Raw genomic sequence first — 23,186 nt, forward strand, 5'->3', positions numbered from 1 at the left:
CGCAGAGCGTCCAGGGCTGCGCTACCACGCGGAGCGTGGAAGCGATAATAGTCATTTAGAGTCAGGCGACGTGCTCTGCCTTGTAGATTTTCAGCGCCTTGAGCCGTTCGTTCTTTAGCGCGTCGCCCAGTTCCTTGCCCTTGAGGCCTTTTTCCAGCAGCGGCTGTACTGACACCGTTCGAGCTGCCTGTGCTGCACCGCGCAGGTAATCAGCCTGTGGATAACTGCGTTGTTCGAAGCCGTGACGTCCTCGCGCGTCCATCTCGCACGCCGCAATGAACTCTTCAAAACGCTGCGGGCGGCGGTAGACGTCGAAACTTTGCAGCAGCTCCAGCAAAGTCGAGGGTTTCAGTTCCAGCGCCCGATGGCCGTGGGTGTGGTACTGGCCGACCAGTAGCGCCAGTTCCTGGCATTCCCTGGGTACCCGAAAACGCTCGTTGACCGCTTTAATCAGGCGCAGGCCGGTATGTTCATGGGCGATGTGCCTGGGCCATTCGGCTTCTGGCGTCAGCCCTTTGCCCAGATCGTGCAGCAGGCAGGCCCAGCGTACGGTCAGCGGGTGTTTGTGAATCGCAGATTGCTCTAGGACGCTGAGGACGTGTACGCCGGTGTCAATTTCCGGATGATGCGCAGCGGGCTGCGGCACGCCAAACAGCGCTTCAACCTCGGGCATCAGTTCCTTGAGCGCGCCGCAGTCGTGCAGTACCTGGATGAACACCTGAGGCTGCTCTTCCATGAGTGCGCGTGAGATTTCCTTCCAGCTTCGCTCGGCGGTCAGCGCCTTGAGTTCGCCGGATTCACTGAGCTGGCGCATCAGCCCCAAGGTCTCGGGTGCGATGGTGAAACCGTAACGTGCGTAGCGCGCTGCGAACCGGGCCACGCGCAAGACCCTAAGCGGATCTTCGGCGAATGCGGGGGAAACGTGGCGCAATATTCGCGCTTCAAGGTCTTTCTGACCGTTGTACGGGTCGGTCAGGTTTCCGTCCTTGTCTTCGGCCATGGCATTGATCGTCAGGTCGCGCCGAATCAGGTCCTGCTCAAGCGTTACCTCGGGGCTTGCATGAAAAACAAAGCCTCCATAGCCCACGCCGCTTTTGCGCTCGGTGCGCGCCAGCGCGTATTCCTCATTGGTCAGCGGGTGCAGAAACACCGGGAAGTCTGTGCCGACCGGGCGATAGCCCTTGACCAGCATGTCCTCAGTGCTCGCGCCGACCACGACCCAATCGATATCAGTGACAGGTTGACCCAGGAGGCGGTCGCGTACAGCACCGCCCACTTTATAAATCTGCATAAAAAGCCTCCGTAAGCGCGACAGGATAAACCTTGTGCCGTGCTTGCGGAGGCTAAAGCTGCATGAGCAGCCGTTTAAACAGCTTTTCCCTAACGCCTAAAGATGGACGACCGCCATATCAAGCCGGGGATACTCACTGTCGGCATGCTCGCCTTTTGGAGGTACGTGATGAGTCTTGACCACTTGATCGCCCTGCAGGGTTTCCAGATGGATATCAAAGCCCCATAGCCGGTGCAGGTGCTTGAGCACCTCGTCAGTCGAATCGCCCAGCGGTTTTCGATTGTGCTGTTGGTGGCGCAGGGTCAGCGAGCGATCGCCTCGGCGGTCGATGCTGTAGATCTGCACGTTGGGCTCCCGATTGCCCAGGTTGTATTGCGCAGCGAGAATCTCGCGAATGGTCCGATAACCGTTTTCATCATGAATGGCAGGCACCAGCAGGTCTTCCTGCTGGTCGTCGTCCATGATGCTGAACAGCTTGAGGTCGCGAATCACCTTGGGCGACAAGTATTGGAGAATGAAGCTCTCGTCCTTGAAGCTGGTCATCGCAAACTTGATCGCCGTCAGCCAGTCGGTGCCGGCAATTTCCGGAAACCACTGCCGGTCCTCATCGGTAGGGTTTTCGCACATCCGGCGTATGTCCTGATACATGGCAAAGCCCAGCGCGTAGGGATTGATGCCGCTGTAGTAGGGGCTGTCAAAACCGGGCTGGAAAATCACGCTGGTGTGCGACTGCAGAAACTCCATCATGAAGCCGTCGGTGACCAGGCCTTCGTCGTACAGGTCGTTCATCAGCGTGTAATGCCAGAACGTTGCCCAGCCTTCGTTCATCACCTGGGTCTGGCGCTGTGGATAAAAATACTGCGCGATCTTGCGCACGATACGCACCACTTCGCGCTGCCAGGGCTCTAACAGCGGCGCGTGTTTCTCGATGAAATAGAGAATGTTTTCCTGCGGCTCGGCAGGAAAGCGTGCGTTGTCCTCTTTGCTGCCTTTTTCAGCGTTCTTCGGAATCGTGCGCCAAAGATCGTTGATCTGGCGCTGAAGATGTTCTTCCCGATCCTTCTGACGCCGCCGTTCCTCTTCAGCGGAAATCGGATACGGACGCTTGTAGCGGTCCACGCCGTAGTTCATCAACGCGTGGCACGAGTCGAGTAAATCTTCCACGGCGTCGATGCCATGCCGCTCCTCGCATTGCATGATGTACTGCTTGGCGAACACCAGGTAATCAATGATTGAGCTGGCGTCGGTCCAGGTGCGGAACAGGTAATTGCCCTTGAAGAAGCTGTTGTGGCCATAGCAGGCGTGCGCAACGACCAGTGCCTGCATGCAGATGGTGTTTTCTTCCATCAGGTAGGCAATGCACGGGTCCGAGTTGATCACAATCTCGTACGCCAGCCCCATCTGGCCACGCGAATAGGATTTTTCAGTGCTGAGGAAGTGCTTGCCGTAGGACCAGTGATGGTAGCCCAAGGGCATGCCCACCGAGGCGTAGGCATCCATCATCTGTTCGGCAGTAATCACCTCAATCTGGTTGGGATAGGTGTCCAGAGCATACCGCTCGGCAATTCTGCCGATCTCACGGTCGTAGGCCCGGATCAGTTCAAATGTCCACTCTGACCCCGTGGAAAGGGGTTGGCGCTTCTGCTCTCTGGCGGTCATGACACTAACCTTCGCTGGAAGAGTTCGCGGAATACCGGATAGATATCACCGGCAGAGACCAGCTGCTGCTGGGCGAACGTGTCGGCGTAGTCTTCACCGATGCGCTCGTATTCGTACCACAAGGCCTGGTGCTCACGCGGCGTGATTTCCACGTACGTGTAGTACTGCACGAAGGGCATGATCTGTTTGGTCAGGATTTCCCGGCAAATGGGCGAATCGTCGTTCCAGTTGTCTCCGTCCGAGGCCTGTGCCGCGTAAATATTCCAGTCGCTGCTCGGGTAGCGTGCGGCCATGATTTCCTGCATCAGTTTCAAGGCGCTGGAAACGATGGTGCCGCCGGTTTCCCGGGAATAGAAAAACTCTTCCTCGTCCACTTCGCGGGCGCTGGTGTGGTGGCGAATGAACACAACGTCGATCTTGTCGTAATTACGCTTGAGAAACAGGTACAGCAGGATGAAGAAGCGCTTGGCGATGTCTTTGGTCGCCTGGGTCATGGATCCGGAGACGTCCATCAGGCAAAACATGACTGCTTTGGAGCTGGGGTTGGGTTGTTTGACCAGCAGGTTGTACTTGAGGTCGAACGTGTCGAGGTACGGTACGCGACGAATACGTGCTTTCAGTCGATCGATTTCTACTTCCAGTTCCTGAATATCGCCGAAGTTGTCGGGTTCTTCGCGCTTCATACGCTCAAGCTCGACAGTGGCCTCTTTGAGTTTTGCCCGGCTGCTGCCGGACAGCGCAATGCGTCGCGCATGCGCCGAGCGCAGGGTACGGATGATGTTGATGCGTGAAGGGTTGCCCTCGTTGCTGATACCCGCGCGCACGGTCTTGAAGGTGTCGGTACCGGTCAGGTTGCGCTTGACCAGGTTCGGCAGCTCCAGGTCTTCGAACATGAACTCGAGAAACTCTTCCTGAGTAATCTGAAACGAGAACTCATCCATACCTTCGCCGGAGTTGCCTGCCTTGCCAGGCCCTTTGCCGCCACCGCCGCCTTGAGGGCGAGCGATGTGCTCGCCGGTGGTGAACTCCTTGTTGCCTGGATGAACAACGGTCTGTTTGCCGCCACGACCGTGATGCAACACCGGTTCGTCAATGTCGCGTCCGGGAATACTGATCTGCTCGCCGTGTTCCATGTCAGTAATGGAGCGCCGGCTGACCGCTTCCTCCACTGCCTTTTTAATGTGGTCACGGTAACGCCGCAGAAACCGCTGCCGGTTTACCGTGCTCTTGTTCTTGCCGTTGAGACGTCGGTCGATCACATAGCTCATAGGCTCCTCCGGGGAGCTTCAAGTTGTAAGCTTCAAGCTGCAAGCGAGCGCGCCATCGATCCCGGAGCCGGGCCTCGATCGCTTTTCGCCTGCAGCTGATAGCTTGAAGCTTGCAGCTGCTTTATTGCGATTTCCGCACGCGCAGATACCATTCGGAAAGCAGACGTACCTGCTTGTCCGTGTAGCCCCTCTCGACCATTCGTGTGACGAAGTCGTTGTGCTTCTGCTGATCCTCCTTGCTGGCCTTGGCATTGAAGCTGATGACGGGCAGTAGGTCCTCGGTGTTGGAGAACATTTTCTTCTCGATCACCACGCGCAGCTTCTCGTAGCTGAGCCAGGTCGGGTTCTTGCCGTTGTTGTTGGCGCGGGCACGCAGCACGAAGTTGACGATTTCGTTGCGGAAATCTTTCGGGTTGCTGATGCCGGCCGGTTTTTCGATCTTTTCCAGTTCCTCGTTCAAGGCCACGCGGTTGAGAATCTCGCCGGTTTCCGGGTCGCGGTATTCCTGATCCTGAATCCAGAAATCTGCATACAGCACGTAGCGGTCGAAAATGTTCTGACCGTACTCGCTGTAGGATTCCAGGTACGCCGTCTGGATTTCCTTGCCGATGAACTCGATGTAGCGGGGTGCCAGGTATTCCTTGATGAAGCGCAGGTAGCGTTCACGCGTCTCTGCCGGGAATTGCTCCTGTTCGATTTGCTGTTCCAGTACGTACAGCAGGTGCACCGGGTTGGCAGCAATTTCGTGTGGATCGAAGTTGAAGACCTTGGACAGAATCTTGAACGCGAAGCGGGTAGAGAGACCGTTCATGCCTTCGTCGACGCCCGCACTGTCGCGGTATTCCTGGATCGACTTGGCTTTGGGGTCGGTATCTTTCAGGTTCTCGCCGTCATACACGCGCATCTTGGAGTAGATGTTGGAGTTGTCCGGCTCTTTGAGGCGCGACAGCGTGGTGAATTGTGCGAGCATCTTCAAGGTGTCAGGTGCGCAATGCGCTTTGGACAGCGAGCTGTTGAAAAGCAGTTTGTCGTAAATCTTGATCTCGTCGCTGACACGCAGGCAGTACGGCACCTTCACGATGTAGATACGGTCGATGAAGGCTTCGTTGTTCTTGTTGTTGCGGAAGCTGTGCCATTCCGATTCGTTGGAGTGCGCCAGCAGAATACCGGTGAACGGGATGGCACCCAGTCCCTCGGTACTGTTGTAGTTACCTTCCTGGGTCGCGGTCAGCAACGGGTGAAGGACCTTGATCGGTGCCTTGAACATCTCGACGAATTCCATCAGGCCCTGATTGGCCCGGCACAGTGCGCCCGAGTAGCTGTACGCGTCGGCGTCGTTCTGTGGGAATTCTTCCAGTTTGCGAATATCGACCTTGCCGACCAGCGCGGAAATATCCTGGTTGTTTTCGTCGCCGGGCTCGGTTTTCGCTACGGCGATCTGGTTGAGAATCGAAGGGTAGAGCTTCACAACCTTGAACTGGCTGATGTCGCCACCGAACTCGGCCAGGCGCTTGGTCGCCCAAGGCGACATGATAGTGCTCAGGTAGCGTCGCGGAATTCCGAAGTCTTCTTCCAGAATCGCGCCGTCCTCAGTGGCGTTGAACAGGCCCAGAGGCGACTCGAAGACTGGCGAGCCCTTGATGGCGTAGAACGGGACTCTTTCGATCAGTTGCTTGAGCTTTTCAGCCAGGGACGACTTACCGCCGCCAACCGGGCCGAGCAGGTAAAGGATTTGCTTCTTCTCTTCCAGGCCTTGGGCGGCATGGCGGAAATACGAAACAATCTGGTCGATGCATTCTTCCATCCCGTGGAAGTCGGCAAAGGCTGGATAGCGGCGTATCACCTTGTTGGAGAATATTCGCGAGAGCCTGGAGTTGGTAGAGGTATCCACCAGTTCGGGCTCGCCAATGGCCAGCAGAAGACGTTCTGCGGCAGAGGCATAGGCGCTGCGGTCCTGTTTGCAGAGCTCCAGATACTCCTGTAGCGAGAGCTCTTCTTGCCGTGTGCTTTCGAAGCGTTGTTGGAAGTGGCTGAATATACTCATGACGTCACCTCGCTCGATACGTGGAGCCGGCGGCGGATCGTCAGTCGATGCTGGCAGCGACCGCAATGCGGCCGCTGTTTCCCCCCAGAACACCTTAAAAGTAACTACCGATGACCCACGCGCCGGTGTACCGGCTCTCCCCTGAATACGGATGGCCTAGGCTAAGGATAGTTCGGATTCGGAAAGATAAAGAAGGGATGCGCGAGAAGACTGGCTGACCGTTCGTCAGATGGCTCGCGAGCCCGCGTAGAACGCGGGATCAGCTGTCATAAAAATATTTTTTATCAGCCTTGCACGGTTTCGTCAGGGTAAGTGGCGCGCCACAGCTCAAAGCCGCCGTCCACGCTGTATACGTCGGAGAAACCCTGGCCCACCAGGTAAGCGGCAGCGCTCTGGCTGGAGTTGCCGTGGTAGCAGACAACGACCAGCGGCTTGTCCAGATCGGCCTTGGCAATGAAGTCGGCAATCGAGTGATTGTCCAGATGCACGGAGTCAGGAATGTGATTGCTTTGAAAAGTCTGCGCATCACGAACATCGACCAGCACTGCACCTTGCTCGCGCAGTGCCTGTGCCTGTTCAGGTGGAATACGTTTGAATTCGGTCATTGCCTGGGCTCCTGAGCCTGGGGGTTAGTGGCGGTGCCGGCCTGTGCGCTTGTAACAAGCCCGTTGGCGGCCTGGCCGACAGCATCGCAATTGCATTGGTGACGTTCAAGGGTATCAACGTTGAGCAGCGTCATCGAGCCGCCCCAGACACATCCGCTGTCGAGGGCAAAGACGCCGGGCTCGTTGCAGCGACCCTCAAGCGCCGCCCAGTGGCCAAAAATGATTTTCAGCTCACGGGTCTTGCGTTTCGGGTGGCTGAACCAGGGCGCATAGCCAGGTATGGCGGTTTCAACGCCTTCCTTGCTCTTCAGGTCGAGCTTGCCGTCGCTGGTGCAGAAGCGCATACGGGTGAAGTAGTTGGTAATGACCCGCAAACGCGTGACGCCTTGCAGGTCGTTGTCCCACTTGGCCGGCTCATTGCCGTACATGCCGTCGAGAAAAGCGCCATACAGCTGGTCGTCCTGAAGTGCATGCTCGACTTCGGCTGCGTGCTTCAAGGCCTTTTTCAGCGACCACTGCGGCGCGATACCGGCATGCACCATGGCGACGTTGCGTTCTGCATCGTAGTGCATCAGCTTTTGCCGACGCACCCAGCCGAGCAATTCGTCACGATCCGGCGCTTCAAGGATTTCGCGCAGCGTATCGCCTTTTTTGAGCAGTTCGTGTTTACGGGCGACGGCAAGCAGGTGCAGGTCATGATTACCCAGCACACACACCAGCGATTCACGGAGGCCGTACAGGTAGCGAAGTGTTTCCAGCGATTGCGGACCACGGTTGACCAGGTCGCCCACCAGCCAGAGTCGATCATGCTCGGGGTTGAAGTGGACGTGCTCAAGCAGGCATTGCAGAGGTTCAAGGCAACCTTGCAGGTCACCAACGGCGTACACCGCCATCAGTGCAGCGAACCCGGGACGGCCAGACGAAAGGGCTCTATGACCGCCTCAAAGCGTTTACCGTCTTCAGCCAGCATCTGATAAGAGCCCTGCATATTGCCTACCCGGGTGGTCATTACCGTACCGCTGCTGTAGGTATGGCTTTTACCGACCTCGATCAACGGTTGCTGACCGACCACGCCCTCGCCGCGCACCTCTTCGACATGGCCGTCGCCGTCGGTGATAACCCAGTGACGCGACAGCAGCCTGGCAGGTAATTTACCGTTGTTGTGCACGGTGATGGTGTAGGCGAAAGCGAAGCGGTTCTGCTCGGGTTGCGACTGTTCCGAGAGAAAGCGTGTGACGACGCTGACGTCGACCTTGTAACGAGAATCGGGCATGCAATAGGCCTTGAAATCCATAACGAAAAAAAGGGCGTGTGCGGCAGGTAGACAAGTCTAGGACAAGTAAGCGGGAAATGACGACTGACAGTGCCGTTTACTTGTCCTCAGGGTTCACTCTGTTACAGCTTTTTCGCTGAGAGTGTCTGCCAGACGGACGAATGCAGCCAGATCGAGCTGCTCGGGACGCAAGCTGCCGTCTACTCCGGAAGCGGTAATCTCGTCGCTGGTCAACAGCAGCTTGAGCGTGTTGCGCAGGGTCTTGCGACGCTGGTTGAACGCTTCACGCACGATGCGCTCCAGCACACGGTGATCCTTGGCAGGGTGCGGCAGTGTTTCATAAGGGACGAGGCGCACAATGGCCGAGTCCACTTTCGGCGGCGGATTGAACGCCCCCGGTCCTACGTTGAACAGATGCTCCACGCGGCAATGGTACTGGACCATGATCGACAGGCGACCCCAGTCACCGCCGCCCGGACCTGCAGCCATGCGCTCGACCACTTCCTTCTGCAACATGAAGTGCATGTCGCGGATCAGGCTGGCGTTTTGCAACAGATGAAAAATCAACGGCGTCGAGATGTTGTACGGCAGGTTGCCCACGACACGCAGGCTGCGCGGTTCGGCGCCCAGACTGTTGAAGTCGAACTTCAGTGCATCACCCTGATGCAGGTTGAAATTCGGCTTGTTGCCAAACTGGCCGGTGAGGATCGGGATCAGGTCCTTGTCCAGCTCGACCACGTCCAGCTGCGCGCCGCTGTTGAGCAGCCCTTCGGTGAGTGCGCCCTGGCCCGGTCCGATTTCCAGCAGCCGGTCTTCAGATTTTGCACGAATGGCGCGCAGGATTTTGTCGATAACGCCTGCGTCGTGCAGGAAGTTCTGCCCGAAACGCTTGCGCGCCCGGTGTTGGTATTGCTCGGTCATGAATGGGTCTCGGCCATCTGGTAGGCGGTTTGCAGTGCAACGTGCAGGCTGCCGGTATCAATGTTCGCGCTGCCAGCCAGATCCAGCGCCGTGCCGTGATCGACAGAAGTGCGGATGATCGGCAGGCCGAGCGTCACATTGACTGCTGCGCCGAAACCTTTGTATTTCAGCACGGGCAAGCCTTGGTCGTGGTACATCGCCAGCACTGCGTCGCAGTGCTCCAGATATTTGGGGGTAAACAGAGTGTCGGCAGGCAGTGGGCCGCGTAAGTCCAGGCCCTCGCTGCGCAGGCGCTCCAGAGTCGGTTCGATGATGTCGATTTCCTCTCGGCCCAGATGCCCGCTTTCGCCAGCATGAGGGTTGAGGCCGCAGACCAGAATACGCGGGTGGGCAATGCCGAACTTGTTCACCAGATCGGCATGCAGGATGCGTGTCACGCGCTCCAGTCGGTCCGGTGTTATGGCATCAGCCACTTCGCGCAACGGCAGGTGCGTGGTCACCAGTGCCACGCGCAGGTCGCCGGTCGCCAGCATCATCACCACCTGTTCGGTGTGGGTCAGTTCGGCAAGAAATTCGGTGTGTCCGGAAAAAGCGATACCGCCGTCGTTGATGACGCCTTTGTGCACCGGGGCAGTAATCATCCCGCTGAACAGCCCGTCGAGACAGCCTTGGCCAGCGCGAGTCAGGGTTTGCAGCACGAACGCTGCGTTGGCCTTGTTCAGCACACCGGTTTCTACCGCAACTGCCAGGGGCGTATCCCAGACATACAGGCTGCCGGCAGGCGCAGGCAGGTCGGGAAGCGAATCAGGGGTGACGTCAAGCAGACTGACCGCCACACCCAGTTGCGCGGCCCGCTCAAGGAGCAGGTCACGGCTGGTGATGGCAATCAGAGGGTATGGCTGAGGCTGCGTGGCGAGCAGCAGGCAAAGGTCAGGACCAATGCCGGCCGGCTCGCCGGGTGTCAGGGCGAAACGCTTGGGTTTCACTGCGCAGCCTGGGTCGCGCCAGGGAGTTTGATTTCAACATAGGCTTCGTCACGGATCTGACGCAGCCAGGTTTGCAGCTCTTCGTCGTACTTGCGGTTACGCAGTACGTTCAACGCCTGCTGTTCACGAGCTTGGTCGGTAGCGTCCGTGGAGCGACGACCGAGTACTTCGAGAACATGCCAGCCATACTGGGTCTGGAACGGTTTGGACAATTCGCCTTGTGGCGTTTCGTTCATGACCTGACGGAATTCCGGAACCAGAGAGTTCGGATCAACCCAGTTCAGATCGCCACCATTGAGTGCCGAGCCCGGATCTTCCGAAAAGCTTTTCGCCAGTTCGGCGAAGTCTTCGCCATTCTGGATGCGGTCGTAGATTTTCTCGGCAAGACGCTTGGTCTCTTCTTCGTTACGGATTTCGCTCGGTTTGATCAGGATATGACGCACATGCACTTCATCACGCATTTGTGCCTGCCCCTGGCCGCCACGTTTTTCCAGTAACTTGAGGATAATGAAACCGCCCGGCGTGCGCGCTGGAGGCGTCACGTCGCCGACAGGCATCGCGCTGAGCATGTCACCGAACGGCGGTGGCAGTTGCGCAGCCTTGCGCCAGCCCATGTCACCGCCTTCCAGTGCATTTTCGCTGGAGGAACTGGTGGCTGCGAGTTGGGTGAAGTCAGCACCTTTCTTCAATTGGTCATAAATGCCCTTGGCTTTGACCGCAGCAGCCTGGATGGCATCCGAAGAGGCGCTGTCAGGCGTTGCGATCAGAATGTTTGCCAGGTGGAACTCTTCAGACAACTGAGCCTTGCCCTGATCAGAGGCGAGGAAGTTTTTCACTTCCTGCTGGGATACCTGGATACGTTCGGCCACCCGGCGCTGACGCACACGGCTGATGATCATTTCCCGGCGCACCTGCTCGCGTGCATCGTTATAGGACAAGCCGTCATGAGCCAGTGCGGCGCGGAACTGCTCCACGCTCATGTTGTTGCGCTGGGCAATGGTGCCGATGGCCTGATTGAGTTCGTCGTCGGAGACACGAATGCCGGACCGTTCGCCCATCTGCAGCTGCAGGTTTTCCAGAATCAGACGATCCAGAACCTGCCGTTGCAGATCTTTCGCAGGAGGTACGCCAGAGCCGCGCTTGGCAATGGTTTGCTGAACCTCACGTACACGCTGGTCCATCTGGCTTTTCATGATCAAGTCGTTGTCGACGATGGCCACGATACTGTCCAGAGGTTGAACCGCAGCATGCACTGCACCGCTCAGGAGTAACGCGCCCAGCATCAGCGGGCGCAGACAATCAGAAAGCTTGGTCTTCACGTTCACGATAACCTTGAATGCCTTTGTCGAGGAAGCTGTCTACCTTGGCGCCAGTTACACCGCCGAGCCCCTTCAACACGATTTGTAGGAATATGCCGCGGTCGCCTTTCTCGTTCTGAGGCGCTGCCTGGCTGAACTCGTCGTAATCGACCCAGTAGCGGTTGACCAGACGCATTTTCCAGCAGCAGTTGTCGTACTCGAACCCGCCGAAAGCTTCGATGGTGCGCGCACGGTTGTAGTCATACTGCCAGCGGCTGATCAGGCTCCACTGCGGCACGATTGGCCAGATGACCGAGAAATCGTGCTGCTGGATCTTGTAGTAGTCCTTCACGTAGTTGGCATCGCCCGGACGTCCGTAGTCGCCACCGCCCACGATCCAGCGGCCAGTGCTTTCGTCGTAACGAATCTGGTCGTTGCGATAGCGATAGCCGAGGTTGACGATCTTGTTCGGGTTGTCTTCAGGCTGGTAATGGAACATTGCGCTGCCCGAACGGGTGCTCTTGCTGTCCGGATCCCAGTTGAAATCGGAGTTGAAGCGCCAGTCGCGGTTGAAGCGGTATTCGTATTCCAGTGCATAAGGCGAAACGTTGGAACGCGCATCATCACGGTCAGCGAACACCACGCCAGGCAACTGCACCTTGCGGTCTTCGAAATACAGCGCCTGACCGATGCTGAAGCGTTGGCGTTCAAAGCCGTTGCTTTCAATCCAGCGGTTGGTGATACCCAGCGACAGCTTGTTCTCGTCGCCGATGCGGTCGGAACCGGTGAAGCGGTTGTCACGGAATAGCGAGGCATAATTGAATGTGCTTTCGCTGGTGTCGAATACCGGGATGTCAGTCTGGTCTTTCTCGGGTACATAGAGATAGAACAGGCGCGGTTCCAGGGTTTGACGGTAATCCTTGCCGAACCAGTTGGTGTTGCGGTCGAAGTACAGGCCGCTGTCGACGCTGAAGATCGGCACGCTGCGGCTTTGACTACTGCTGTATTCCTCGCCAGCCAGAAGCGAGCTTTTGCCCTGACTGTCCAGGTCTAGCGCGTACTGGGTGTAGACGTACTTAAGCTTCGGTGTCAGGAAACCATAGGTCCAGTTCATTGGCAGGCTGACGGACGGCGCCAGATTCAGGCGGTCCCCGTTTGCCCGGGCAAGGCCGGAGATGTTGTTGTCCAGGCGTGTCTCGGAGTTGCCATCTTCATCAATGAACGCGCCGCTGCGCAGATCACGTTCAAAACGGACAGCTTCTGTCTGATAATCGAACTTCAGACCACCCGGGTTGTACGGCAAGGTGCCGTTAAGCGTCAGCTGTGGCAGGCGGTTATAAGGTGTGATGTTCGCGACCGTCGCCAGCTTGTAAGCCTGGGCGTTGAGCGTTGCCACGTAACTGTCGCCACGGTAGGTCAAAGAGCCCTGCTGGTTGAGGAAATCCGTCCGTTTAACGCCGATCTGATCGGTTTCCAGATCCTGGAAGTAATACGGGTCGCTGATGTCGGTGTAATCAACCTGGGTCAGCCAGCGCGTATCAAGTCCGCCCTTGTGCTGCCAGTTGATCATCCAGCGAGTCTTGTCGTAGTCCGACTGCAGCTTGCGGTCGTCATTCTCGTCGTTCAGGTACGCGCCGCCAAACTGGCCTTCGCTGCCTTTGGTCAGGTAGCGGAACTCGCCTTCCATCAGCAGGCCGCGGTCAGCCATGTAACGCGGGTACAACGTGGCGTCGTAGTTCGGTGCCAGGTTGAAGTAGTACGGAGTAACGAGCGTGAAACCGTTATCGCCGCCTGCCGCAATGGACGGCGGCAGGAAACCGGACTGACGACGGTCGTCGATCGGGAAGTAGATATACGGCGTATACAGAACCGGTATGTCCTTGACCCGCAGGGTAACGTTGGTCGCTGTACCGAAGCCGGTGGCCGGGTTCAGCGTGATGTTGTTGCCTTTGAGCGTCCAGGCGTTGCTGTTCGGCTCACACGAGGTGTAGGTGCCGTCCTTGAGACGGATGATCGCGTTCTCTGCACGCTTGGCGTACAAAGCGTTACCGCGAATGTTCGACTTGTGCAGGACGTACTCGGCATTGTCGACACGGGCTTCGCCGGTATCGAGTTGCAACTCGGCCTTGTCACCGACGATCAGCGCGCCGTTGTCGCGCAGACGGACATCGCCGTTCAGCTCGCCACGGTTCTCGGCCTGATGCAGTGCGGCCTCCTGGGCCTGTACCTGCATGCTGCCCTGGCGCAACACGACATCACCTGCCAGCGTTGCGACCTGCGCTTCCTGTTCGTAACGCGAAGCCTTGGCTCCGACGAACATAGGCGCGTCTTTCATCGGCGTCTTGTCGTCCATGCCTGGGCGTATCGGCTCGACGTAGGCACCCGAGCAATACGGACCGGTCTCGGCCAGTTGTGCTGCGGTCAGCTTTTCGCGAGGAACCCAATCAAGGTGGCTGTAGTCAGCACTACGCGACCGCAGACCTTTGCCCTTGGCTTCGGTAACCAGTTGCGTACCTGCAACCTGCTCACCCGAAGAGGTGCCTTGCGAGGTGACTGTGCCGTTGGAACTGACCGACGTCGTGTCATGCACGGGGCGCGGAGGCAGGTCCACTGCAGCAGCATTGGATTTCGGCGCACAGTTCCAGGCACCCGAAGCAGAGACTGAGCAGTCATACTGTTCCGCGGCGACCACGAACTGAGTGGCCAGAGGTTGCATCGCCAGCAGACTGCCGGTTACGAGCAACGGAAATTTTTTACGAAACGCGGGGGATTTCAATGCCATCTTATTAGTCCGGGCTTCCTGCGCGCCATCTGCCCGCGGGGGGGCCGCACGCCTCTCGATGGGCTGAAAAAGATTCCGGATAATAAAGCATGACCCGCTTGACGGCTAGCGCCGTCGGAGACCCTTGTAATGTCAGATCAAGATATACGCCTGCAATCCCTGAAAGTTTGGCTCGATGAGCAGTTGCCAGCGCTGTTTGCGGCGCAAAATTGGGGCGCTGTACCCCCGGCCACATTGACTGCGGCCAGTAGTGACGCAAGTTTTCGTCGTTATTTTCGCTGGGAGGGCGCTGGCCGAACTTTTATTGTGATGGACGCGCCACCACCGCAGGAAAACTGCAAACCGTTTGTGGATATCGCCCATTTACTGAAAAAGTCGGGCATTAATGTTCCGGAAATTTATGCCGAAGACCTGAAGCAAGGCTTTTTGCTGCTCAATGATCTTGGTCGTCAGACCTATCTGGATGTGATTGACGCTGACAATGCCGATGCCTTGTTCGCCGATGCAATCCAGGCGTTGCTGGCCTATCAGCAATTGCCGATGGACGCGCCGCTGCCCAGCTATGACGTCGCGTTGCTGCGTCGTGAGCTGGAGCTTTTCCCCGAGTGGTACGTCAAGCGCCACCTGGGTATCGAGATGGACGAGGCGCAACTGAGCGATTGGCAGCAGGCTAGCGAGTTGTTGATCAACAGCGCTCTGGCGCAGCCCAAAGTGCTGGTGCATCGCGACTACATGCCGCGAAACCTGATGATCAGCGAGCCCAACCCAGGCGTGCTGGATTTTCAGGACGCTGTCTACGGCCCGGTCACCTATGACGTGACCTGCCTGTTCAAGGACGCGTTCCTGAGCTGGCCACAAGAACGCGTCAGCGACTGGCTCAGGACCTACTGGGATCAGGCGCGCGCCGTTGGTATCCCGGTGCAGGAGGATTTTGCCGCCTTCGAGCGCGCCAGTGATCTGATGGGTGTTCAGCGCCATCTGAAGGTGATCGGTATTTTTGCCCGCATCTGCCACCGCGATGGAAAACCGCGCTATCTGCAAGACGTTCCGCGCTTTTTCGCTTATATAGAGGCAGTTCTGTCGCGCCGCCCCGAGCTGGCTCAGCTCGGGCAGTTGCTCACCAGTCTGCAGCAACCGGTAGAGACGGCTGTCTGATACGGCAGAGACGGCCTGAAAAACGGCCATTTTGAAAGAAACCTGATTGTGTTGAAGAGGACTGCATGAAAGCGATGATTCTCGCCGCCGGTAAAGGCGAGCGAATGCGCCCGTTGACCCTGCACACGCCCAAGCCATTGGTGCGTGCCGGGGGGATGCCGTTGATCGAGTACCACCTGAACGCCTTGCGCGCAGCCGGGTTTCACCAGTTGGTCATCAACCATGCCTGGCTGGGGCAGCAGATCGAGGATTATCTGGGCGACGGTCAGCGTTTCGACCTGAGTATCCGTTATTCCCCCGAGGGCCAGCCGCTGGAAACAGGCGGCGGGATTCATCGGGCATTGCCATTGCTGGGCGTTGAGCCCTTTGTGGTGATCAATGGGGATATCTGGACGGACTATGACTTCAGCGCGTTGCGCGTGCCGCTTACCGGTCTCGCGCATCTGGTGCTGGTCGATAACCCGGCACATCACCCCACTGGCGATTTCTCGCTGGTCGACGGGCAGGTGCGCGATGACGATTCGGCAGGTCAGCGGCTCACCTACAGCGGTATCGCCATCCTGCATCCACAGTTGTTTGCCGACTGTGAGCCCGGTGCGTTCAAACTCGCGCCGTTGTTGCGTGAGGCCATGCATCAAGGCCTGGTAACGGGTGAGCACCACAGAGGGCGTTGGGTCGATGTCGGCACGCACGAGCGTCTGGCTGAAGTCGAGCACTTGCTTGCGGAGACCCGCTGAATGCTTTGGCCTGGCACATTGATCGGCGCGGGTGTCGGCTATGCAATTGCCAGCATCCCGGGCGCAATGCTGGGTGCTCTATTGGGGCAGGCGCTGGACCGGCGCCTGAAGCTGCAGAGCTGGGCGCACCTGCGTGAGCGTCTGGGCGGGCGGGCGGCGATACCTGCGGATGGCCTGCTGTTTGTATTGCTGGGCCGTCTGGCCAAGAGTGACGGACGTGTCCTGGCCAGCCATATTCATCAGGCCCGTACCGAAATGCGCCGTCTGAACCTGAACGAGGCGGATCAGTTGCGCGCCATCAACGCCTTCAAACGCGGTCGTGACGGTGCCGACGGCCTGCGCAGTTATTTGCGCGGTCTGCACGGGCAGCCGGACACCGCCGAGGAGTTGTTGCGTGCCTGCTGGCGCATGGCCTGGGCGGATGGCAAGGCTTCCCGGGTCGAGCGTGAGCTGATCGGAGTATGGGGCATGTGGCTGGGCTGGACAGGGCCACAAGTCGAAGCGCTGGCTGCCGATCACGACCCGATGAAGCGTTCGCCGGTCAGCAGCGGGGATGACTACAAAAGCGCGATGACGCTTCTGGGAATAAAACCGGACACCGACCCGTCGAGCATCAAGCGCGCCTACCGCCGGCTGCTCAGTCGGCATCACCCTGACAAGGTTGCCGGTTCGGGTGCCAACCCCCAGCAAGTGCGGGTGGCGACCGACAAGACCAGCCAGTTGCATAACGCCTATCGGGTGGTGAAGGCCCGACGCGGGTTCAACTGAGCCTGCTCGTGCGTCGGGTGCTTGGCGTGAAGCTTATTTTTCTTCCTTGGCGTCTATCCAGCCACGAACCCTGCGGAACAGTTGTTCTTGCTCGGTATCTTCATTGCCGACGATATTGATCAGACCAATCTGCGTAAAACCGGGGCCTTTGGCGCGTTTGCTGGCCTGCAGACGTGCTTTGGAGGCCTGGTCCGGCGAGTTTTTGTAGATGAAGTCGGCGGTCTTTATTTTCAGCTGAGGCACCATGTCCAGCAGCGAAGGCGCAGCATTGACCGGCTCGCGCGCAGCAAGCATCACCAGCTTCTGCACGGCAGGCGATGTGCGTTCATTGAGGAATCTGGCTGCCCAGTAGGCGCCGCTGCTATGGCCGATCAATACGATGCTGCGGGCCTTGTTCTGCTGCGCAAAGCTGATCGCGCTTTCGATCCGCGCGAAGATGCGCTCGGCCTGAGCCTTGTTGAGTTCCTCGTCGGCAGCTGCCTTTGCGGTTGCTGCGGCAGCCAGGGCCTCGGCTTCAGCTGCCGGGTCTTGCGCTTTCGCGCTGGCGTCCTTGGGGGATTCCTTGGGTTTGGCAGCGTTCGCGTCGGTCGGGGCGGCGTCGGGCTCGCGTGGCGTCAGGCTGTTGTCCATCGCATCCGGCAGGGTGATGCTCAGGCTTGACCAGCCGACATCCGGAAACTTCCTTCGCAACGGGCCGACGGCATCCGGCCAGTCCGGTGACTCGGCGTCGCCAGGCACAATAATCACCGCGCCTTGGGGGGCGTCACTGTTTGCGGGCTTCCAGAGGGCGAGAAAGCTTTCGTCACCCGCCTGAAGCTGCTGCTGATCCTCGCGAGGCAATTGACGCTCCAGCGCTATCGCGTCTTCCTGTGAGCGGCTGAGCAGCGGTGCCCGTTCTACCGGTGCTTCGGCGGCAGCGTCCTTGGGCGGGGCCGGGTCGGCTGCGAGTACAGGCAGTGCGCAAGGCAGGACCAATGACAGAAACAATGCAGGAAACGTTGCGCGAAAGGTGTAGGACATCGGATATTCCAAGCCAGAAACTATCCCGGCAGCCTAATGGGTTGATCGGCTTTTGTCAGGCCTGAGCCTGCGCGGCATATGGCCGTCATACGAACACACGAGAGCGACACATTGATGATTGGTCTTCTGCGCACCGGCTTTATCGGCTGCCTGGCTTTGCTCTTGATGGTTCAGATGGCCAGTACGCAGGCTGACGAGCCACAAATGCCTGCGTCTGCGCAGTTGAGTTCAGCACAGCGTAGCTGGCTCGACCAGCACGGTCCGCTGCGGGTGGGTCTGGTGTTGCGTGCGCCTTATGCTCAGTTCGATCAGCGTTTGCAGCAGTTGTCCGGAGCCAATGTCGACCTTATGAATGCGCTGGCTTCGATGCTGCCGGTCGAGTTGCTGTGGCGAAACTTTCCTGATCAGGCGGCGCTTGAGAAGGCCCTGGCCAATGGTGAAATCGATGTTGCGCCTGGCTTGATGCAGAGCCCGGCGGGCCTGCGTCTGTGGTTGTTTTCCGATCCGTATCTGCGTGTTTCGCAACTGTTGATCGGCGAACGTGATGGCAGCACTGCCGTGGACCTCGAGAAACTCGACAGCCTTTCGCGGGTTGCTGTACGCATGCCAGGCCCTGCCGCCGATTACCTGCGCAGCAACTTTCCGCACCTGAACCTGCAAGGCGTGCCGCTGGAGCGTCAGGCGCTGCAATTGCTGCTCAGTCAGCAGGCACGCTATGCCGTGGTGGACGAAGCGCAGCTCAGCCGCCTGCTCCGCGAGCCGGAATTTGCCGGGCTGGCGGTAGTGGGGGATATCGGGCTGCCGCAATTGTTGCGCGTGGCTTCGCGCCGTGACATGCCTGAGCTGGCCGCCATCGTCAGCGAAGCGTTGCGCGCGATTCCTGCCAAAGAGCTTGAGCAACTGCACGCGCGCTGGATGCCGCTCACCCCATCGCATTTCATCGAGTCGACCAAGCTCTGGAAAAACCTGTGCATTCTGCTGCTGGTGATGCTGCTGGCCTGTTTTGCGATCGTGGTCTGGCAGCGTCGCCAGCAGCAGGCGCAGGAGCAGGAGTTGCTGCGCGCGCGTGAAGAGCTTGCCCGTCGCGTTGAAGGTGAGGAGGCGCTGCGTCTGGCGCAATTCTCCATCGACCAGAGCACCGTCGGCATCCTTTGGGTCAATTGGGACAGTCGTGTGCGTTACGCCAACCGGGCGGCGGAATCCATGCTCGGCTACGCGCCGGGACAGGTGGTCGAGCGCCCGCTGATTGATTTCGAGCCCGGTCTGCATATGGACCGCTGGCTCAACCTGTGGAAGAACGCGCGCTCTCTTGAAGACAGCCCGCAGGTGTTCGAGACCCATTGTCTGCGTGCTGATGGCAGCCTTCTGCCTACCGATGTTTCGTTGAGCTTCCTGCGCTTTCGTGAGGCGGAATACCTGGTGGTGTTTCTCAGTGATGCCAGTGAACGACGCCGTGCGCATGATCAGCTACGTGAATTGTCAGCCCACCTGGAAAGCGTGCGTGAAGAAGAGAAGGCGCGTATTGCCCGCGAGGTGCATGACGAGCTGGGGCAGATGCTGACGGTGCTGAAGCTGGAAACGTCGATGTGCGAGCTGGCCTATGCTGATCTGGATCCCGGCCTTGGTGAGCGACTGGACAGCATGAAGCGTCTTATCGCTCAGCTGTTTCAACTGGTGCGTGATGTTGCCACGGCATTGCGGCCACCGATTCTCGACGCCGGCATTGCGTCGGCCATCGAGTGGCAGGCACGCCGTTTCGAGGCGCGCACGCAAATCCCTTGTCTGGTGCAGGTGCCGGACAACCTGCCAGTGCTTAGCGATGCCAGAGCCACAGGCATGTTCCGGATTCTTCAGGAAGCGCTGACCAACGTCATGCGCCACGCCCAGGCGCACACGGTGGAAATCAGCCTGACGTTGCAGGATGGCGTGATGTGCATGATCATCGCCGATGACGGGCAGGGGTTTGTCGTCGAGTCGGGCAGGGTGGTTTCATTCGGTCTGGTCGGGATGCGCGAGCGGGTGCTGATGCTCGGCGGCAGACTGGAGCTGGACAGCGAGGCCGGTGAGGGCACAACCTTGCGCGCCTACATCCCGTTGGACCCCGTCGCACAGGAGCGAAGCCAGTGATTCGTGTTTTGGTAGCCGAAGACCACACCATCGTGCGTGAAGGGATCAAGCAACTGATTGGTCTGGCCAGAGACCTGCAAGTGGTCGGTGAGGCCAGCAACGGCGAGCAGTTGCTCGAAACCTTGCGTCATGTGACTTGCGAAGTGGTTTTGCTGGATATCTCCATGCCCGGCGTCAATGGTCTTGAGGCGATTCCGCGAATTCGCGCACTGGCCAGTCCGCCCGCCATTCTGGTGCTGTCGATGCACAATGAAGCACAGATGGCGGCACGTGCGCTGAAAGTCGGCGCCGCAGGTTATGCCACCAAGGACAGTGACCCGGCACTGCTGCTGACGGCAATTCGTCGGGTAGCGGCAGGCGGGCGCTATATCGACCCGGACCTCGCCGACCGCATGGTCTTTGAAGTGGGCCTGACCGATAGCCGGCCTTTGCACTCATTGTTGTCGGAGCGCGAGTTCTCGGTGTTCGAGCGCCTGGCGCAGGGTGCCAACGTCAACGACATCGCTCAGCAACTGGCACTGAGCAGCAAGACCATCAGCACCCACAAGGCGCGGCTGATGCAGAAAATGAAACTCAACTCACTGGCCGATCTCGTCAAATACGCGATGGAGCACAAACTGCTCTGAGTCTGAAAACGACACTCCAGTTGAGTGTCGGGTCGGTGCTCTACTCACAACTATCGTGCGACGCTCCGCGTCGGCATGCCGTTCTGGACGCTCCGCGTCCTCTTTTGTGACGCAGAGCGTCACGCACTGCATTCCCACGCTGGAGCGTGCGGAACGATCAGGCTGGCCGACATATCCAATCGCGCCATCGCTGTAGGGCAATCCCTACCCCTGGCCTTCCAGCCAGCCTAGGCGATTCTCTCCCGGCCCCCGATTTGCCGGGGCTTCGGGCTGCTCTAGGCTTGAGCCCACGCAGACAAAACAAAGGTGTGGGTAATGAGCGACGTCGATACAAGCGCTGGAGCAAATGATGTTCTGGTCAGCTTTCGTGGTGTGCAGAAGAGCTACGACGGCGAAGCACTGATCGTCAAAGACCTTAACCTGGATATTCGCAAAGGTGAGTTCCTGACCCTGCTCGGGCCTTCCGGCTCCGGCAAGACCACCAGCCTGATGATGCTGGCCGGTTTCGAAACCCCGACTGCCGGCGAAATTCTTCTCGGTGGGCGCGCCATCAACAATGTGCCGCCGCACAAGCGCGACATCGGCATGGTGTTTCAGAACTACGCGTTGTTTCCACACATGACCGTGGCCGAGAACCTGGCGTTCCCGCTGTCGGTGCGTGGCATGAGCAAGACCGATGTTGGCGAGAAAGTTAAAAAGGCGCTGGGCATGGTCCAGCTGGACACCTTTGCACATCGTTACCCGGCGCAGTTGTCCGGTGGTCAGCAGCAGCGTGTGGCGCTGGCGCGTGCGCTGGTGTTCGAACCGCAACTGGTGCTGATGGACGAACCGCTCGGCGCGCTCGACAAGCAACTGCGCGAGCACATGCAGATGGAGATCAAACATCTGCATCAGCGTCTGGGTGTGACCGTGGTCTACGTGACCCACGATCAGGGTGAAGCCCTGACCATGTCCGACCGGGTCGCCGTCTTCCATCAGGGCGAGATCCAGCAGATCGCACCGCCCCGCAGCCTGTACGAAGAGCCGAAGAACACCTTTGTGGCCAACTTCATCGGCGAGAACAACCGCCTCAATGGACGTCTGGTCAGTCAGGACGGTGACCGCTGTGTCGTCGAGCTTGAACGTGGCGAGAAAGTGCATGCGCTGGCGATCAACGTCGGCCAGCCTGGCGGCCCGGTGACCCTGTCGATCCGCCCTGAGCGCATCAACCTCAATGGTCGCAGCGAGAATTGTGCAAACCGTTTTTCCGGCCGTGTGGCTGAGTTCATCTACCTGGGTGACCACGTTCGCGTGCGTCTGGAGGTAGCAGGCAAGAGCGACTTCTTCGTCAAACAGCCGATTGCCGAACTGGACCCTGGCCTGAGTGTGGGCGACGTGGTGCCCATCGGCTGGCAAGTCGAGCACGTTCGCGCGCTCGACCCCTTGCAGCAAGTGCATTGATCTACCGATAAAAGCAATAACAGAGGCGACCTGATCGCCCATCCCAATCGCTTACCAACACTGCTCGTGGAGAAAAGAACCTATGTTGAAGTCTTTGAAGTTCACCGCCATCACGTTGGGCCTCATGTGCGCCGCGCAGGCCATGGCAGCCACCGACCTGACCGTCATCTCCTTTGGCGGTGCCAACAAGGCCGCTCAGGAAAAGGCGTTCTACGCGCCGTGGGAAAAGGCCGGTAACGGCAAGATCATCGCCGGTGAATACAACGGTGAAATGGCCAAGGTCAAAACCATGGTCGACACCAAGAGCGTTTCCTGGGACCTGGTAGAAGTCGAATCGCCGGAGCTGGCCCGTGGTTGCGATGAGGACATGTTTGAAGAGCTGGACCCGAAACAGCTGGGCAATGCCGCTGACTTCGTGCCTGGCGCCATCACCACCTGCGGTGCCGGTTTCTTCGTCTGGTCCACCGTGCTGGCCTACAACGCCGACAAGGTCGCCACAGCTCCAAACGGCTGGGCCGATTTCTGGGACACCAAGAAATTCCCGGGCAAGCGCGGTCTGCGTAAAGGCGCCAAGTACACCCTGGAATTCGCCCTGATGGCTGACGGCGTTGCGCCGAAAGACGTTTATAAAGTGCTGGCCAGCAAAGACGGCCAGGACCGCGCGTTCAAGAAGCTCGATGAACTCAAGCCAAACATTCAGTGGTGGGAAGCAGGCGCACAGCCGCCGCAGTATCTCGCTTCCGGTGACGTGGTGATGAGCTCGGCCTACAACGGCCGGATCGCTGCTGTGCAGAAGGAAAGCAACCTCAAGGTCGTGTGGACCGGTGGCGTATATGACTTCGATGCCTGGGCCATCCCGAAGGGTTCGAAAAACGCCGATGCCGCGAAGAAGTTCATCGCCTACATGCTGAGCCCCGAGCAGCAGAAGACCTATTCGCAGAATATCGCCTACGGCCCGGCCAATACCCAGGCGGTCAAGCTGCTGGACAAGGAAACCCTGCAGAACATGCCGACCACGCCTGAGAACATCAAGGATCAGGTGCAGATGGACGTAGCGTTCTGGACCGACAACGGCGAATCCCTTGAGCAGCGTTTCACTGCCTGGGCTGCCAAGTAATCAGGCTGCATCACGTCAGATCCGGGCGCTCTCTGCTGTAGGGAGCGCCCTCTCGTTGAAAGATTCCGG

19 protein-coding genes are annotated in these 23,186 nt (G+C 58.7%); 7 read left to right on the top strand and 12 right to left on the bottom strand.

Annotated elements, in window-relative coordinates; all coding sequences use genetic code 11:
• Positions 1-61: 61 nt before the first annotated feature.
• From AO068_RS12780 to AO068_RS12830, 11 genes are all read right to left on the bottom strand, one after another.
• On the bottom strand, positions 62-1,291 hold the full coding sequence (locus AO068_RS12780) for a multifunctional CCA addition/repair protein (RefSeq protein WP_058408545.1): 1,230 nt from the start codon (positions 1,289-1,291) through the stop codon (positions 62-64).
• A 96-nt stretch (positions 1,292-1,387) separates the two neighbouring features.
• Complete coding sequence (locus tag AO068_RS12785) at positions 1,388-2,950, bottom strand: SpoVR family protein (protein WP_044321427.1); 1,563 nt, start codon at positions 2,948-2,950, stop codon at positions 1,388-1,390.
• Positions 2,947-4,218, bottom strand: a complete 1,272-nt coding sequence (locus AO068_RS12790) for a YeaH/YhbH family protein (protein WP_005757952.1) — start codon at positions 4,216-4,218, stop codon at positions 2,947-2,949. The genes AO068_RS12785 and AO068_RS12790 overlap by 4 nt, the downstream gene beginning before the upstream one ends.
• Before the next feature lie 121 nt (positions 4,219-4,339).
• Positions 4,340-6,262, bottom strand: a complete 1,923-nt coding sequence (locus AO068_RS12795; RefSeq protein ID WP_002551885.1) for a PrkA family serine protein kinase — start codon at positions 6,260-6,262, stop codon at positions 4,340-4,342.
• 284 nt (positions 6,263-6,546) lie between these two features.
• Positions 6,547-6,867: a thiosulfate sulfurtransferase GlpE gene (gene glpE / locus AO068_RS12800; RefSeq protein ID WP_004660117.1), complete on the bottom strand. Its 321-nt coding sequence runs from the start codon at positions 6,865-6,867 to the stop codon at positions 6,547-6,549.
• The gene (locus tag AO068_RS12805; RefSeq protein WP_058400995.1) at positions 6,864-7,760 is read right to left on the bottom strand and encodes a symmetrical bis(5'-nucleosyl)-tetraphosphatase; all 897 of its coding nucleotides are present in this window, start codon (positions 7,758-7,760) and stop codon (positions 6,864-6,866) included. Before AO068_RS12805 ends, glpE begins: the two co-directional genes overlap by 4 nt.
• A complete protein-coding gene (apaG, locus tag AO068_RS12810) occupies positions 7,760-8,140 on the bottom strand; it encodes a Co2+/Mg2+ efflux protein ApaG (RefSeq protein WP_058401035.1) in 381 nt (126 codons plus the stop codon). Before apaG ends, AO068_RS12805 begins: the two co-directional genes overlap by 1 nt.
• Positions 8,141-8,254: 114 nt before the next feature.
• On the bottom strand, positions 8,255-9,061 hold the full coding sequence (gene rsmA / locus AO068_RS12815) for a 16S rRNA (adenine(1518)-N(6)/adenine(1519)-N(6))-dimethyltransferase RsmA (RefSeq protein ID WP_058408546.1): 807 nt from the start codon (positions 9,059-9,061) through the stop codon (positions 8,255-8,257).
• The gene (pdxA, locus tag AO068_RS12820; RefSeq protein ID WP_058408547.1) at positions 9,058-10,047 is read right to left on the bottom strand and encodes a 4-hydroxythreonine-4-phosphate dehydrogenase PdxA; all 990 of its coding nucleotides are present in this window, start codon (positions 10,045-10,047) and stop codon (positions 9,058-9,060) included. Before pdxA ends, rsmA begins: the two co-directional genes overlap by 4 nt.
• Positions 10,044-11,366 (bottom strand): peptidylprolyl isomerase, encoded by a 1,323-nt coding sequence (locus AO068_RS12825; RefSeq protein ID WP_058408583.1) that lies wholly within the window; start codon positions 11,364-11,366, stop codon positions 10,044-10,046. The genes pdxA and AO068_RS12825 overlap by 4 nt, the downstream gene beginning before the upstream one ends.
• The gene (locus AO068_RS12830; protein ID WP_058408548.1) at positions 11,347-14,127 is read right to left on the bottom strand and encodes an LPS-assembly protein LptD; all 2,781 of its coding nucleotides are present in this window, start codon (positions 14,125-14,127) and stop codon (positions 11,347-11,349) included. The genes AO068_RS12825 and AO068_RS12830 overlap by 20 nt, the downstream gene beginning before the upstream one ends.
• Before the next feature lie 129 nt (positions 14,128-14,256).
• Here AO068_RS12830 and AO068_RS12835 point away from each other — a divergent pair, with 129 nt between their 5' ends.
• From AO068_RS12835 to AO068_RS12845, 3 genes are all read left to right on the top strand, one after another.
• Positions 14,257-15,282, top strand: coding sequence for an aminoglycoside phosphotransferase family protein (locus tag AO068_RS12835; protein WP_058408549.1), 1,026 nt, complete (start codon positions 14,257-14,259; stop codon positions 15,280-15,282).
• Positions 15,283-15,347: 65 nt separating this feature from the next.
• Positions 15,348-16,019, top strand: a complete 672-nt coding sequence (murU, locus tag AO068_RS12840; RefSeq protein ID WP_058408550.1) for an N-acetylmuramate alpha-1-phosphate uridylyltransferase MurU — start codon at positions 15,348-15,350, stop codon at positions 16,017-16,019.
• Positions 16,020-16,787, top strand: a complete 768-nt coding sequence (locus AO068_RS12845; protein ID WP_058408551.1) for a TerB family tellurite resistance protein — start codon at positions 16,020-16,022, stop codon at positions 16,785-16,787.
• 33 nt (positions 16,788-16,820) lie between these two features.
• On the opposite strand, the gene AO068_RS12850 is transcribed toward AO068_RS12845, so the two are convergent.
• Positions 16,821-17,807: an alpha/beta hydrolase family protein gene (locus AO068_RS12850; protein ID WP_058408552.1), complete on the bottom strand. Its 987-nt coding sequence runs from the start codon at positions 17,805-17,807 to the stop codon at positions 16,821-16,823.
• A gap of 78 nt (positions 17,808-17,885) precedes the next feature.
• Here AO068_RS12850 and AO068_RS12855 point away from each other — a divergent pair, with 78 nt between their 5' ends.
• From AO068_RS12855 to AO068_RS12870, 4 genes are all read left to right on the top strand, one after another.
• Positions 17,886-19,934, top strand: coding sequence for a sensor histidine kinase (locus AO068_RS12855; RefSeq protein ID WP_058408553.1), 2,049 nt, complete (start codon positions 17,886-17,888; stop codon positions 19,932-19,934).
• Entirely contained in the window at positions 19,931-20,560 is a 630-nt protein-coding gene (locus tag AO068_RS12860) for a response regulator (protein ID WP_044343665.1), read from the top strand. Before AO068_RS12855 ends, AO068_RS12860 begins: the two co-directional genes overlap by 4 nt.
• Before the next feature lie 315 nt (positions 20,561-20,875).
• The gene (locus AO068_RS12865) at positions 20,876-22,000 is read left to right on the top strand and encodes an ABC transporter ATP-binding protein (protein WP_058400987.1); all 1,125 of its coding nucleotides are present in this window, start codon (positions 20,876-20,878) and stop codon (positions 21,998-22,000) included.
• Positions 22,001-22,082: 82 nt separating this feature from the next.
• The gene (locus AO068_RS12870) at positions 22,083-23,117 is read left to right on the top strand and encodes a polyamine ABC transporter substrate-binding protein (protein ID WP_002551900.1); all 1,035 of its coding nucleotides are present in this window, start codon (positions 22,083-22,085) and stop codon (positions 23,115-23,117) included.
• The last annotated feature ends 69 nt before the right edge of the window (positions 23,118-23,186 follow it).

Origin of the sequence: Pseudomonas sp. ICMP 3272 (assembly GCF_001466905.1) — a bacterium.
Taxonomy (GTDB): domain Bacteria; phylum Pseudomonadota; class Gammaproteobacteria; order Pseudomonadales; family Pseudomonadaceae; genus Aquipseudomonas; species Aquipseudomonas amygdali.

Bases quoted from the DNA above. Each gene is read 5' to 3' on its own strand.
- AO068_RS12780 (WP_058408545.1), bottom strand. From the start codon at position 1,291: ATGCAGATTTATAAAGTGGGCGGTGCTGTACGCGACCGCCTCCTGGGT.
- AO068_RS12785 (WP_044321427.1), bottom strand. From the start codon at position 2,950: ATGACCGCCAGAGAGCAGAAGCGCCAACCCCTTTCCACGGGGTCAGAG.
- AO068_RS12790 (WP_005757952.1), bottom strand. From the start codon at position 4,218: ATGAGCTATGTGATCGACCGACGTCTCAACGGCAAGAACAAGAGCACG.
- AO068_RS12795 (WP_002551885.1), bottom strand. From the start codon at position 6,262: ATGAGTATATTCAGCCACTTCCAACAACGCTTCGAAAGCACACGGCAA.
- glpE (WP_004660117.1), bottom strand. From the start codon at position 6,867: ATGACCGAATTCAAACGTATTCCACCTGAACAGGCACAGGCACTGCGC.
- AO068_RS12805 (WP_058400995.1), bottom strand. From the start codon at position 7,760: ATGGCGGTGTACGCCGTTGGTGACCTGCAAGGTTGCCTTGAACCTCTG.
- apaG (WP_058401035.1), bottom strand. From the start codon at position 8,140: ATGCCCGATTCTCGTTACAAGGTCGACGTCAGCGTCGTCACACGCTTT.
- rsmA (WP_058408546.1), bottom strand. From the start codon at position 9,061: ATGACCGAGCAATACCAACACCGGGCGCGCAAGCGTTTCGGGCAGAAC.
- AO068_RS12830 (WP_058408548.1), bottom strand. From the start codon at position 14,127: ATGGCATTGAAATCCCCCGCGTTTCGTAAAAAATTTCCGTTGCTCGTA.
- AO068_RS12835 (WP_058408549.1), top strand. From the start codon at position 14,257: ATGTCAGATCAAGATATACGCCTGCAATCCCTGAAAGTTTGGCTCGAT.
- murU (WP_058408550.1), top strand. From the start codon at position 15,348: ATGAAAGCGATGATTCTCGCCGCCGGTAAAGGCGAGCGAATGCGCCCG.
- AO068_RS12845 (WP_058408551.1), top strand. From the start codon at position 16,020: ATGCTTTGGCCTGGCACATTGATCGGCGCGGGTGTCGGCTATGCAATT.
- AO068_RS12850 (WP_058408552.1), bottom strand. From the start codon at position 17,807: ATGTCCTACACCTTTCGCGCAACGTTTCCTGCATTGTTTCTGTCATTG.
- AO068_RS12855 (WP_058408553.1), top strand. From the start codon at position 17,886: ATGGCCGTCATACGAACACACGAGAGCGACACATTGATGATTGGTCTT.
- AO068_RS12865 (WP_058400987.1), top strand. From the start codon at position 20,876: ATGAGCGACGTCGATACAAGCGCTGGAGCAAATGATGTTCTGGTCAGC.
- AO068_RS12870 (WP_002551900.1), top strand. From the start codon at position 22,083: ATGTTGAAGTCTTTGAAGTTCACCGCCATCACGTTGGGCCTCATGTGC.